The following is a 12,726-nucleotide window of genomic DNA, read 5'->3' on the forward strand; positions in this document are numbered from 1 at the left end:
CGGTTCACGAAGCGACGGCCCCGATGACCACCGTGCGCGCCCACTCGGGCGGTGCGTCCGGAACGTACTCGGAATCCTCGTCCCATCTCTGCGCGTGGGGCCGGTCGAACAGACCCACCACCGTCCGGCACGGCGGCGGCGAGCTCGGCCAAGGAGTCTGTCCGTCGGTGAGGGCCACGACGACATCCGGCCGGGGTTGCGACCGGAGCGCCTTGGCGAAACCCGAGCGCAGGTCCGTGCCGCCACCGCCGACCAGCGGGATCCCCTCGGCACGGCACAGCGGGTGCACGACGCGGGTCGCCGCGTCGCAGGCCAGAACGGTGACCAGGTCCCGCCGGCCGCCCACGGCACGGGAGATGGCGGCGACCTCCAGCAGCGCACTGCCCAGCTCGGCGTCACTGACCGAACCCGACGTGTCGACGACCACCGCGACCCGCGGCGGCCTGCGGCGCAGGCTCGGCAGAACGACACCGGGCACCCCGGCCGCACGCCTGGCCGGACGGCCGTAGGTGTAGTCCTCGCCCGCCCCCGGACCCGACACCGCCGACCGGAGCGCAGCCCCCAGCAACTGCCGCCACGGCTGCGGCGGGTGGAACGCCTCCTGCGCCCACCTCTTCCACCCCTTCGAGGCTTTCCCCGGCCGGCCGATGATGCCCTGGGCCACCCGGAAACGCACCGCGTCCCGCTCCTGTGCGCTGAGACCGTGGGCCCCGTCCGGCTCCAGGTCCCATTCCCGTTCCAGGCCGTCGGCGCCGCTGCCGCAGTCCAGCCACGCCAGGTGCTGGGTACGCGGTCCGAGCCGGAACTGCCGCAGGTAGTCCTCCATGAGCTCCCCCGCGGGCAGATCCAGATGCCGGGGCTCCACCGCCCCCGCGGGCCTCACCAGTCCGTCGCCGAACACGTCGTCGTTGATCTCGCAGTCGGCGGCGATGTTCATCCGCAGCCGCTCCGCCGGACCGGCCGGACCGTGCTCCCGCGCGAACCGGTCGCTGCGCCCGTGGTGGTCGCGCAGGAGGTGCGACACCTCGTGCACCCACACACCGGCGAGTTCCTCCACCGGTGTGCGGTCCACGAAGGCGGGCGAGACGTAGCACCGCCAGTGGCGGTCGACGGCCATCGTCGGGACCCGCCGCGACTCCACGGTGTGCAGGGCGAACAGTGCGGTCGCCAGGTAGGGGCGGGCCCGGGCCGCCTGCAGCCGGGCGGCGAAGAGCTTGTCGAGGTCCAGCGCCCCCGTTTCGCCCGGGGTCACCGGCGGGCCTTGGTGGCCACCGCGGCACGGGCCGCTGCCTGCTCGGCGCGCCGGGAGAGCGAGACCGTTCCGACGAGCGCCTCGATCGACTCCGGCACGTCCCAGTCCTGCTGCCGCAGTGTGGCGAGTGTCGTCGCGGGGACGACGACCAGATCCGGAGCCCCCGTCTCCAGCGCCCGGACCAGAAGGGCCCACGCCGCGTCCCAGCGGGACTTCTCCGGAGTCCGGCGGACCGCCGCCACCACGCCGTCGAGCACGGCCTGGCGCAGATCTCCCCGCTCGGGCAGGTCGGCGCCCGCCGGGTCAGCCAACAGGTCCTCCGGGTCCGGCAGGTCCATCCGGTCCAGGCTCGCCAGCAGCTCCAGCCCCGGCCCGTCCCCCACCGTGCCCCTGACCAGCAGGGACAGCACGTCGCGTGAGGCGCCGGCCGCGGTCGCGAACGCGATCAGGCGCAGCGTCATCTCCCAGCTCCGCGGCGAGGGCCAGGCTCCGCCCCGGCGCGTCTCCCCCGTGGGCAGCCGGTGGACGAGCGCGGGGCGGGCGGAGAGCAGTCCGCACACCGCGCGGCGGGCGAAGTCCACCGCCTCCGTGAGCCGTTCGGGGGCGAGCTGCGGCAGGGTCGCCCGCGGCCACGTCCCGCCGAGACCGCGTACCACCACCTCGTGGTCGTGGACCCACTGGAGGTGCACGAACCGGTTGGCGAGCGGCGGGCTGAGCTCCCATCCGTCGGCCGCCGACGAGCGGGGGTTGGCGGCGGCCACGATCCGTACGCCGGGCGGCAGTCGGAGCGCACCGATCCGCCGCTCCAGTACGAGACGGAGCAGGGCGGCCTGCACAGCGGGCGGGGCGGTGGACAGTTCGTCGAGGAACAGCAGCCCGCGGCCCGCCCGCACCAGGCGCACCGCCCAGTCCGGCGGTGCCATCGGGACACCCTGTTCCGCGGGATCGTCACCGACGATGGGCAGCCCCGAGAAGTCGGACGGCTCGTGGACGCTGGCGATGACCGTGGTCAGCGGGAGTTCCAGCGACTCGGCGAGCTGGGTGAGGGCGGCGCTCTTGCCGATCCCCGGCTCGCCCCACAGGAGCACCGGCAGGTCGGCGGCGACCGCCAGGGTGAGGGCCTCCAGCTGGGTGTCGGGGCGCGGTTCGGTGGTGGTGTCGCGCAGGAGGGCCATCAGCTCGCCGGCGACGTCCAGTTGGGAGGCCGGGGCCGGGTTGTGGGTGGGGGCGGGCAGGGTGCGTGTGGGCATGTGTGGTCACCTGAGGGGTCTCGGTACGCATGTGGACAGGGCTTCGAGCGTGGGACGAAGGCCCCCGGATCAGCGGATGATTGCGCGGAGCGGGGCCGTCGGGATCAGCGGACGGTCGCGTGAAACGGATGCCGGTACGGCCGGCGGTCCCGGGAGCGCCGGAATTCCGGACGGGGGTGGCGGGCCCCGGACCCGGCGAGGTCCGCCCGGAACAGCCCGTAGGCGATCCGTCGCAGCGCGGCGGTTTCCAGCTCGTCCCGCAGAGGGCCGCTGCGCAGGATCGCACCGGGGCCCAGCAGGCCTTCGACGACGGCCAGCGCACCTTCGATGTCACCGTGGTCCAGGCGTTCACGGACACCGGTGAGGCAGTCCGGGCGGCGGTGGGCCTCGTCGACCGCCTGGAGACAGGGCATCGGTGTGCCCGTCAGGGCGGCCAGGATTTCCTCGCGGCGGAGTTCGGCCGGGTCGTGGTCGAGTGGGGCCAGCGCCCCGTCGACGAGGCCGATCCGGTGCCGCGCTCCACGGCATTCCACGAGGCGAGGCTGTCCGGCCGCGTCGGGAACCGGTGCGGGCCCGGCCGGCGCGTGCTCCGGGAGCAACGCCCGGACGACCAGCGGGTGCAGCCGGTCGGCCTCGAACGCCCCGCTACGGATGAGCTCCAGGTCGGGCAGCGCCCAGGTCGCGGCGTCGGGCAGGACCGGCAGCACGGAGCGGGCGCCGGCCGCGGACGCCTCCGCGATCCGCAGTGCGGGCGGGCCTGCGCCGTCGCCGTCGCCGTCCAGTTCGAGGAGCAGCCGGTGCCGGCCCCCGAAGCGGACGACGAAGGTTCCGGTGGCCCGCCCCTCGGCCCCCAGCAGCAGGGCCGCCTCGGCCGCCCATCGTCCGGCGGCGACCCGACGCCCCGGCGGCACCTGGTCCGGCACGGCCGGGTCCATGGCGTCGGCGGGCGGTCGGTCGGCTCCCGACCGGACGAGCAGTTCGCCCGTCCTGCGCGCGTCCCACAGGTGACGGTGCAGGTCGAGGCGGAAGCGCCGGCTGGGCCGGGGATGCGGATGGCGGCGGGCGCCCGCGTCGGAGCGGGTCCCGTCCCACAGGGCGAGGCTGATCCGCTGGCCGGCGTCGGCCCAGGCGGGCGGGGTCCGCACCACGAGGTGGACGGGGTGGCCGGGGGCGCCCGGTGCCTCGGCGTCGTACCGTGCGAGGGTGATCGTCAGCCCCGGGCGCAGCAGCCCGAACGGGGCGATCCTCGGCAGGTGCCAGCGCAGCAGATCCGGCACCAGGTGCCGCAGGTCGGCCCGTACCCGGGCGGTGAGTTCGCGGCCGTGAGTGCGAGCCAGCGAGCGCAGCTGGAGATCGACGTCGATGCCCGCGGCAGCGCATGCCCCCGCCCAGTCACCGGCACGGCGGCGGGCAGTCGCGGTGTCGATCATGGAGGGCGGCACGGCAAACTCGCGTACGCGCAGCCAGAAGGAGAGGAAAGGGTCCCGATTCGCGTTCTCAGTGAGCATCAGCACTCACCTTGCGCGGACGGGTCCCCCAATCTGTGATCAGTGTGTGTCGTCATCGCGAGGCAGCCTAGCCTCCCGCCCCCGTGCCCGCCAGGTGTTTTAGCGTGGCCCGTCGGCAGCCGCCGCATGCGGGGTGAGCGCGTAGGGTGCCGGGATGGTCGAGATCCCCGAGGCGTTCGTGCGCGGCACCGTTGGGCGTGAGGGTGCGCCCGGTGCTGCCTGGATCGCCGGACTGCCCGCAGTGGTCGACGAGTTGTGCGGGCGCTGGGAGTGCGTTCCGGACGGCGAGGTCATGTACGGGGGCGTCGGCCTCGTCGTCCCGGTTCGGCGGCGGGGTGCGGCCGACGCCGTGCTGAAGGTGTCGTTCCCGCACCCCGGCAACGTTCATGAGCCGGACGCGTTCGCGGCGTGGGACGGACGCGGAGCCGTACGCCTGTACGCGCGCGACGGCGAGCACTTCTCGATGCTGCTGGAGCGCGTGGGGCCGTCGAACCTCGGTGAGGTCGAGGACGAAGACGAAGTCGTGCGGGTGGCCGGGCGGATCAGCCGCAGGCTGGCCGTGGCGGCCCCGTCCGGCCTGCCCCGGCTGTGCGAGCAGGCGGGGGCCTGGGAGGAGCAGGTGCGCAGGGACGCAGCGGAGTTGAACCACTCGCTGCCCCGCCGTGTGCTGGACGCCGCCGTGGCGACGGCGCGCGAACTGGGTGGCAGCCAGCCGGACATCCTCATCCACGGCGACCTCCATGCCAGGAACATCCTGCGTGCCGAACGGGAGCCGTGGCTGGCCGTCGACCCCAAGGGGCACGTGGGGGACCCCGCGTACGACGGCGGCACCCTGCTCAAGTCCCGGGTCCCGTCCCTCCTCGGGGCGGAAGACCTGCGCAGGGCGGTGGACCGCACACTGGACGTCTTCACGGAGGCCGCGGAACTGGACCGCGAGCGCACCCGGCGCTGGGCACAACTTCACGCGGTCCAAGCCGCGTTCTGGGTGCGGCGGCACGGGTTCCGCAGGGCCCGCAGCGGCCCACAGCGCGATCGGCTCACCGAATTCGCCGACGCCCTTGCGGAGTTGCTCACCGACCGCACCTGACCGCCCCGAGCGCACGGCAGGTCCGCGGACTCCGCAGGGACCGCACGACACGGGTACGGCGGCACGGAACCAGGAAGGCCCGTGCCGCCGCGGGGTGGTGGACGACTCGTCCCGGACCGTGTCAGGCGGCGGTACCCAACTCCTCCCGGGGGCCGCGCGCGGTGCGTGGCAGGGTCAGTACCGCGAGGAAGCCGAGGACCGCGACCGCCGCGAAGAAGTAGAAGCCCCACGGATGGCCGATCCCGGACGCGACCAGGGCTCCGGTGATCGACGGGCCGACGATCGAGCCGATCCGGCCGATGCCCGAAGCGGACCCGAGTGCGGTGCTGCGGATGTCGGCCGGGTAGAAGTTCGTCACGTAGGCGTAGACCAGGACCTGGGCCGAGAAGACGAACACTCCGGTGAAGAAGATGACGACGTTGAGCAGGAGGTCGCTGTCCATCTTGACGCTCAGGCACGCCAGCATGAGCACGGCCGCGCCGAACCAGCCGAGGGTGGTGCCCTTGATGCCCCGCCGGTCGGCGACGAGCCCGCCGACGATCAGTCCGGCCACACCACCGACGTTGAGCACGAGGAGTTGGGTGACGGCTGCGGGGACGGGGTAGCCGGCGTCGTTCATGAGCTTGGGCAGCCAGGTGTTGAGGCCGTAGACCAGCAGCAGGCCCATGAAGGAGGCCACCCAGATACCGATGCCCGCGCGCAGGTAAGCGGGCTTGAGCAGTTCGGTGAACGGGACGCGCTGCCCGGTCTTCTCCTTGGCCCGGACGAACGCCTCGGACTCCGGGAGGCGGAACCACTGGATGACGGCGACGCCGAGGCCGGCGATGCCGAGTACGTAGAAGAGGACCTGCCAGTTGTCGGTGACCTGGAGCGCCAGCAGCGAGGTGATCACGGCGCCGGTGTGGTAACCGGTCATCGTCAGCGTGCTGGCCCGCGCCCGGCGGTCGGCCGGCATGTGTTCCGACATGATCGTGAGCGACACGGGCATGCAGGCGCCGAGGCCCAGCCCGGCGATGAGGCGGAGGGCGGCGAACATGCCCACGGAGTCGGCGAGCGGCACCACCAACGTGAACACCGAGAACAGCACCACCGAGCCGATGAGCAGGCGGCGGCGCCCCAGCCGGTCGGCGAGCGGGCCGACGGAGACCGCGCCGATGGCGACGCCGACGAGCGAGAGCGTCGCGATGGTGGTCGCGTCGCCCGCCGTCATGCCGAGATGGTGGGTCTTGAGCAGGGTCGGGATGATGGCGCCCAGGACCACGAGGTCGTAGCCCTCCAGCATGACGGTGGTCCAGCACAGGACCACCGTCCACGCGTTGCTTCGGCCGGCCCGGTCCGGCGCCTCGGACGAAATGACAGATGTCATGGGGATTCCCCTCAGCGTTGTCGGGAGACCGGAGTCAGAACGGGTAGTCGGCGATATCGGGACGGACGGTGATCCACTGGCCCTCGGTGAACGCCTCGATGTTCGCGGCGGCGCCACCGAACCTGGACCCCGTGCCGGAGGCCTTGACCCCGCCGAAGGGCGCGTTGGGCTCGTCGCTGACGGTCTGTTCGTTGATGTGGATCTTGCCGGACTCGATGCGGTCGGCGAGCTTCATCGCCGTACCGACGTCCCCGAGGATGCCGACGGACAGCCCGTACTCGCAGTCGTTGACGATCCGGGCTGCGTCGTCGAGGTCCGAGAAGCCCATGACGGGCGCCACGGGGCCGAAGATCTCCTCGCGCCAGGCAGGCATGTCCGGTGTCAGCCCGGTCAGTACGGTGGCGAGGTAGCCGGCTCCGGCGATCTCACCGCCCGCCGCGAGGGAAGCGCCCGCTGCCACGCTGTCGGTCACGATGCCGTGGACCCGCTCCAGCTGCCGGCGGTCGATGATCGGCCCGAGTGCCACGTCCTCGCGGGCGGGGTCACCCACCGGCAGCGCCTTGGCCTTCGCGGCGAGGACGGCCGTGTACTCCTCCAGCAGCGACGCGTGCACGATGTGGCGGCCGGTCGTCATACAGATCTGGCCCTGGTGGAGGTAGGACCCGAACGCCCCGGCGGAGGCCGCCTTCGCCACATCGGCACCGGGCAGGACCACGAGCGCGTTGTTTCCGCCCAGTTCCAGGTGCGCCCGCTTGAGGAGACGCCCGGCCCGCTCACCGATGGCGCGCCCGACCGGGGTGGACCCGGTGAAGGAGACGACCCTGACCTCCGGGGCCTCGACGACCGCCTGCCCGACGGCGCCGTCACCCGGCAGCAGGTGCAGCACCCCGGCGGGCAGCCCCGCCTCCTCGAAGACGCGCGCGATGACCACCCCGCCGCTGACCGCCGTACGCGGGTCCGGCTTCAGGAGCACCGCGTTGCCCAGGGCGAGTGCGGGCGCCACCGAGCGCAGCCCCAGGATCAGCGGGAAGTTGAAGGGTGCGATGACGCTCACGACGCCGGCCGGGCGGCGCCTGGCGAACGACCAGCGCGCGTCCTCGGAGGTGAGCACCTCGCCCTGGGGGTGGGTCGGCAGCCCGGCGCACTCGAAGCACTCGCCGACCGCGAGCTCCACCTCGAAGCCCGCCTTGGCCCGTACGGAGCCGGCCTCACGCACCAGCCACCCCTCGACCTCGTCGGCGCACTCCCGGAATATCTCGCCCGCGCGGCGCAGGACGGCCGCCCGTTGCTGCGGCGAGGTCGCCGCCCACTCTCGCTGGGCCTCGGCGGCCCGGGTGGCCGCCCTGCGTACGTCGTCCGCGGTGGCCGCGCCGACGGTGCCGAGCTGCTCCCCGGTGGCCGGTTCGAGCACGGGGTACGTCGAAGTGGAGTCCTGCCAGCCGTCGCTGAAGAACCTCCCGCTCCAGACGCCGTTGTCCAGAACTGTCATGCTTCTGCCTTCCTTCTGTCGAGAGGTGATGAGCACACGCGCTACGCGGGGGTGGTCAGTGCCGTGTCCACCTGGATGAGCCGGGGTCCTTCCGGATTCTCGGCGAGGACCGCGCGCAGTTCCCCGGCGCTTGAGACATGGCGGGCCCGGACGCCGTAACCCTCCGCGATCCGGGTGAAGTCCAGGCCCGGGATGTCCAGGCCGGGTGCGTCCGGTACGCCGAGCAGGTCGCCGAACCACCGCAGTGCGCCGTACGTCCCGTTGCGCAGCAGCACGATGGTCAGCGGGATCCGGTGCTGGGCGGCGGTCCACAGCGCGGTGATGCCGTAGTTGGCCGATCCGTCGCCGATGACGCCGACGACCGGGCGGCCGGGCTGGGCCATCGCGACCCCGACCGCGCCGGGCAGGCCGAAGCCCAGGCCGCCGGCGGCCGGGAAGTAGTAGGAGCCCGTGCGGCGCAGGTCCATCTGCCGCCACCACGAGGCGTTCGTCGACGTCGACTCGACCACGTACGCGGTGTCCTCCGGCTGCTCGTCCCGCAGGGCGGCGAACACCTCCTCGGGGTGCAGCTTCGTCCCGCCGGCGGTGAGCGGCCCGGGCGAGGGGCGGTACGCGCCCGGGGGCGTGGCCGGGGCGTCGAGCGCCTTCAGCAGCAGCTCGATGACGGCTCCGGGGGCGGCGACCAGGGCCTCCCCCATGGGCGCCCGTGCGGCGGCCGACGCGTCGTCGGTGACCTGGATCAGCCGGGTGCCTTCGGGCAGATAGCGGCCGGGCAGGTACTCGTGGTAGCGGAACACCGGCGCCCCGAGCACGAGGACGAGGTCGTGGCCCTCGAAGGCCTCGCAGATGGGGGCGATCCCGGCGGGCAGCACTCCGCGGAACAACGGGTGCCGGTTTGGGAAGGGCAGCCGGAAGAGCGAGGGTGCCGCCCACACCGGCCCGCCCAGGCGCTCCGCCAGCCGGACGGCGTCGTCGAGGAGGCCGGCGGAGTCGATGTCGCCGCCCAGGACGAGCGCAGGGCGCCGGGCCGCGGTGACCTGGTCGACGAGGCGGCGGCCCTGCTCCTCGCTGGGCGTGGAGGCGCGGTGGACCCGCCGGTCGAGCACCGCGAGGCTGTTCTCGTCGGCTTCGGCCATCCAGTCGTCGTAGGGGACGGAGAGGTAGGTCGGCCGGCGCTGAAGCTCCGCTTCGAAGACCGCCTGGGCGAGCGCGCGCGGGACGTCCTGGGCGCATGCCGGTTCCGCGGCCCAGCCGACGAGGGGCTTCATGAGCGCTGGGGCGTCGACGCTGGCCAGATTGGCCTCCGGCCCCACGGCGGGCCGTACCTGCTGTCCCGCGACGATCACGAGCGGGGTCCGGGAGGCCACGGCGTTGGTGAGCGCGCCCATCGCGTTGCCCGAGCCGGAGGCGGCGTGCAGGTTGACGAGGACCGGGCGCCCGGTCGCCTGGGCATACCCGTCGGCCATGCCGACGACGGCACCCTCGTGCAGCCCGAGCACGTAGCGGAACGGCTCGGGAAGGCCGGCGAGGAAGGGCAGTTCATTGGAGCCCGGGTTACCGAAGACGGTGGTGAGGCCCTGGCGTTCCAGGAGTTCATGGGAGATGCGGCGCACGGAGGGCACGGACGTTCCTTTCCGGGAGTGACGTGCGACACGCTAGGGAGACCGCGACATGAACGCCAATAGATGTTTCCGTGCTGCGATATAGAATCCATCTATATGAAGGAGTTCGATCTCAACCTGGCCCGCGTCTTCGTGCTGCTGTACGAGACGGGCAGCGTCACGGCGACGGCCGACACACTCCACGTCACCCAGCCCACGGTCAGCTACAGCCTGGGCAGGCTCCGCCGGCACTTCGGCGACGAGCTGTTCCGCCGCACCGGCCGGGGGCTGGCCCCGACGGCCGACGCGCGGCGGCTGTACGAGCCGTTGCGGCGCGCGCTCACGGAGATCGACGGCGCGGCACGCCAGGCCGATGACTTCGATCCGGGGAGCATGTCCGGGCGCTTCACCGTCGCCCTCACCGACCTCGGCGAGGCGACGCTGCTCCCCCGCCTCCTGGCGACGGCACGTGAGCGCGCGCCCGGGGTCTCCTTCACGATCCGGCCGCTCGACGTGGACGAGGCCGAGGGCCAGCTGCGTCGCGGGGACCTCGACGCGTTCGTGGCCACGCCGGTGCTGTCACCGCAGCAGATCGTGCGGATCCCGCTCTTCCGCGAGCGCTACGTCGGCATGGTCGCGGCCGGCCACCCCCGCGTCCGGGGAGAGTCCGTCACGCTCACGGACCTCGCGGAGGAGAGCCACGCGACAGTGTTCGGCCCCAGTGGTCACATCACGCCGAGGGCGGTGCTGGCGTCGCACGGACTGCTGGACCGGGTGGCTCTGGAGGTGACCCGGCTGTCCATCCTTCCGTACGTCCTGGAACAGACGGACCTGATCGCCATCGTGCCCGAGTACGTCGGTGAGGTGTTCACCGCTTCCCATCAAGTACGGCTGGTACGGCTGCCGTTCGACACCGAGCCGATCGAGGTGGCTCTGTACGCCCGGCACGAGTCGTCGCGCAGCCCCGCGCAGCGGTGGCTGGTCCACTTCATGTCCGAGGTCCTCGGCGAACAGGTGAGCCCGGCCCAGCTTCCGCCGTGGAGCGGCGACCGGGGCTGAGGGCTGTCCCGGGAGCCTCTCATTCGCCGAGAATCCGCTCCCACAGCAGCCCGTCCCGCCAGCTCCCGTCGAAAAGGATCGAGGAGTGCGCGACGCCGTACGGGCTGAACCCGTTGCGGCGCAGCACCCGCTGCGACGGCAGGTTCTCCAGATGGGTCGACGCCTCGGCGCGGTGCAGCCCGAGTTCGTCCGTCATCACCCGGAGTGCGAGCCCGACGGCGCGCCCGGCATGGCCCTGGCCCTGGGCGAGACCGGTGATCCAGTAGCCGACGGAGCCGCGGCGCAGGTGGGGCTGCGGCAGGATGCCTCCGACGGTGATCTGCCCGATCACCTGGTCGTCGGCGAGCACCACGCCCGGCCAGACCCCGCCGGTCCGGTGTCCGGCCAGCAGACGGTCGATCCGCTCCACCTGGCCCTCCGGGGTGAAGAAGCCGGCCGGCTGGGCCGGTTCCCACCGCCGGAAGGCCTCCAGGTCTCGCACCCGGTGCGCGGCGATCGGAGCGGCGTCGGTGGGCTCGATCAGGCGGATCGCGGTGCTGTTGCCCATGGCTGATCCCTCGTCACAGTGCGTCGGATGAAAACAGTGCGCCGGATGAAAACGGCCGGCGCAGGCGCCTCACGACGGTGTTGCCGATCAGCCGGATTCCGCGTCGGCCGTCGTGGAGCCGGACAGAATCGACAGGCGCCCGAGGACCCTGGGCAGGAACCTCATGAGGCCACCCGCCGGGCCGCGACGGCGTCGGGGTGAGGCAGGCCGAGGTGGTCGCGCAGGGTCGTTCCCTCGTACTCGGTACGGGACACTCCGCGTTCCTGGAGGAGGGGCACCACCGTGTCGGCGAACACGTCCAGCCCGCCGGGGGTGATGTGCGGGACGAGGATGAAGCCGTCGGCGGCGTCCGCCTGGACGAAGTCGTTGATGGTCCGGGCGACGGTGGCCGCCGAGCCGACGAAGGCCTGACGGTTTCCGGTCTCGATGACCAGATCGCGGATCGACCAGTTCTTCGCGGCCGCGAGCTCCCGCCACTCCCGGGCGGTGGCGAGCGGGTCACGGTACATGCGCACCTGGGCGCGGCCGCGGGCGACGGTGTGTTCGCCGAGGTCCGGATCGATGTCGGGGAGCGGTCCCTCGGGGTCGTACGAGGAGAGGTCGCGGTTCCAGACGAACTCGAGGTGCTTGATCGCGGTGGCACCGCTGACCTGCTGCCGCCGGACCTCGCGGGACAGTTCCTGCGCCTCGGCGTCGGTGTCGCCCAGGACGAAGGTCGCCGCGGGGAGGATCAGCAGCTGGTCAGGGGTGCGGCCGTGGCGGGCGAGGCGGCCCTTGACGTCCGTGTAGAACGCCTGCCCCTCCTTGAGGGTGCTGTAGCGGCTGAAGATCGCGTCGGCGCCCTCCGCCGCGAACTCCCGTCCTTCGTCGGAGTCGCCGGCCTGGAAGATCACCGGGCGGCCCTGCGGGCTGCGCGGGACGTTGAACTGCCCCTCGATGTCGAAGTGCTGCCCCTTGTGCACGAAGGATCCGGCCCGCACGTCCCGGAGGAAGGTCCCCGACCCCTGATCGGCGACGATCTCGTCGCCGCGCCATGAATCGAACAGCTCGTTGGCCGTGGCGAGGAACTCCTTGGCCCGGGAGTACCGCTCCTCCTGCGGCAGGAATCCGCCCCGGCGGAAGTTCTCGCCCGTGAAGGCGTCCCACGAGGTGACGACGTTCCACGCCGCGCGCCCACCCGAGAGGTGATCGAGGCTGGCGAACTGGCGGGCCACCTCATAGGGCTCGTTGAACGTGGAGTTGATCGTGCCGGTGAGGCCGAGGTGTTCGGTGACGGCGGCGAGGGCGGACAGCACGGTGAAAGTGTCGGGGCGCCCGACCACGTCCAAGTCGTATATCTCACCGCCCTGTTCGCGCAGGCGCAGCCCCTCGGCGAGGAACAGGAAGTCGAACTTGGCGCGCTCGGCGGTGCGGGCGAAGTGCGCGAACGAGCTGAACTCGACGTGGCTGCCCGCCGCGGGATCGCTCCACACGGTGGTGTTGTTGACGCCCGGGAAGTGGGCGGCGAGATGGATCTGCTTGAGCGGCTTGCCGGTGCTGTGGCCGGCGCCGTTGCTGGTGCTCATGT

At 72.5% G+C, this 12,726-nt stretch carries 10 protein-coding genes; 2 read left to right on the forward strand and 8 right to left on the reverse strand.

Going from position 1 to position 12,726, the window contains the following annotated elements; all coding sequences use genetic code 11:
- Positions 1 to 4: 4 nt before the first annotated feature.
- The 3 genes from ACIBJG_RS18585 to ACIBJG_RS18595 all read right to left on the reverse strand — a co-directional run bounded on the left by ACIBJG_RS18585 (position 5) and on the right by ACIBJG_RS18595 (position 4,010).
- Positions 5 to 1,252 (reverse strand): VWA-like domain-containing protein, encoded by a 1,248-nt coding sequence (locus ACIBJG_RS18585; protein WP_399308598.1) that lies wholly within the window; start codon positions 1,250 to 1,252, stop codon positions 5 to 7.
- The gene (locus ACIBJG_RS18590; protein WP_399308599.1) at positions 1,249 to 2,502 is read right to left on the reverse strand and encodes an AAA family ATPase; all 1,254 of its coding nucleotides are present in this window, start codon (positions 2,500 to 2,502) and stop codon (positions 1,249 to 1,251) included. The genes ACIBJG_RS18585 and ACIBJG_RS18590 overlap by 4 nt, the downstream gene beginning before the upstream one ends.
- Positions 2,503 to 2,606: 104 nt before the next feature.
- Positions 2,607 to 4,010 carry a hypothetical protein gene (locus ACIBJG_RS18595; protein ID WP_399308600.1) on the reverse strand — a complete coding sequence of 468 codons (1,404 nt, stop codon included), beginning with the start codon at positions 4,008 to 4,010 and terminating at the stop codon, positions 2,607 to 2,609.
- 154 nt (positions 4,011 to 4,164) lie between these two features.
- Between ACIBJG_RS18595 and ACIBJG_RS18600 the strand changes: the two genes are divergently transcribed.
- Positions 4,165 to 5,097 carry an aminoglycoside phosphotransferase family protein gene (locus ACIBJG_RS18600; protein WP_399308601.1) on the forward strand — a complete coding sequence of 311 codons (933 nt, stop codon included), beginning with the start codon at positions 4,165 to 4,167 and terminating at the stop codon, positions 5,095 to 5,097.
- Positions 5,098 to 5,218: 121 nt separating this feature from the next.
- On the opposite strand, the gene ACIBJG_RS18605 is transcribed toward ACIBJG_RS18600, so the two are convergent.
- From ACIBJG_RS18605 to mdlC, 3 genes are read right to left on the reverse strand one after another with little or no spacing between them, the layout of a single operon-like run.
- Positions 5,219 to 6,463 carry an MFS transporter gene (locus ACIBJG_RS18605; RefSeq protein WP_399308602.1) on the reverse strand — a complete coding sequence of 415 codons (1,245 nt, stop codon included), beginning with the start codon at positions 6,461 to 6,463 and terminating at the stop codon, positions 5,219 to 5,221.
- Positions 6,464 to 6,497: 34 nt separating this feature from the next.
- Positions 6,498 to 7,952, reverse strand: a complete 1,455-nt coding sequence (locus ACIBJG_RS18610) for a benzaldehyde dehydrogenase (RefSeq protein WP_399308603.1) — start codon at positions 7,950 to 7,952, stop codon at positions 6,498 to 6,500.
- A 41-nt stretch (positions 7,953 to 7,993) separates the two neighbouring features.
- On the reverse strand, positions 7,994 to 9,574 hold the full coding sequence (mdlC, locus tag ACIBJG_RS18615; protein ID WP_399308604.1) for a benzoylformate decarboxylase: 1,581 nt from the start codon (positions 9,572 to 9,574) through the stop codon (positions 7,994 to 7,996).
- A gap of 96 nt (positions 9,575 to 9,670) precedes the next feature.
- Between mdlC and ACIBJG_RS18620 the strand changes: the two genes are divergently transcribed.
- Positions 9,671 to 10,612 carry a LysR family transcriptional regulator gene (locus tag ACIBJG_RS18620; protein WP_399308605.1) on the forward strand — a complete coding sequence of 314 codons (942 nt, stop codon included), beginning with the start codon at positions 9,671 to 9,673 and terminating at the stop codon, positions 10,610 to 10,612.
- A gap of 19 nt (positions 10,613 to 10,631) precedes the next feature.
- Here ACIBJG_RS18620 and ACIBJG_RS18625 read toward each other — a convergent pair whose 3' ends face one another.
- Together ACIBJG_RS18625 and ACIBJG_RS18630 are read right to left on the reverse strand one after the other, a co-directional pair.
- Complete coding sequence (locus ACIBJG_RS18625) at positions 10,632 to 11,159, reverse strand: GNAT family N-acetyltransferase (RefSeq protein WP_399308606.1); 528 nt, start codon at positions 11,157 to 11,159, stop codon at positions 10,632 to 10,634.
- Positions 11,160 to 11,320: 161 nt separating this feature from the next.
- Positions 11,321 to 12,724: an NtaA/DmoA family FMN-dependent monooxygenase gene (locus ACIBJG_RS18630; RefSeq protein WP_399308607.1), complete on the reverse strand. Its 1,404-nt coding sequence runs from the start codon at positions 12,722 to 12,724 to the stop codon at positions 11,321 to 11,323.
- Positions 12,725 to 12,726 lie beyond the last annotated feature (2 nt).

This window comes from Streptomyces sp. NPDC050422 (assembly GCF_044458665.1).
Lineage (GTDB): Bacteria > Actinomycetota > Actinomycetes > Streptomycetales > Streptomycetaceae > Streptomyces.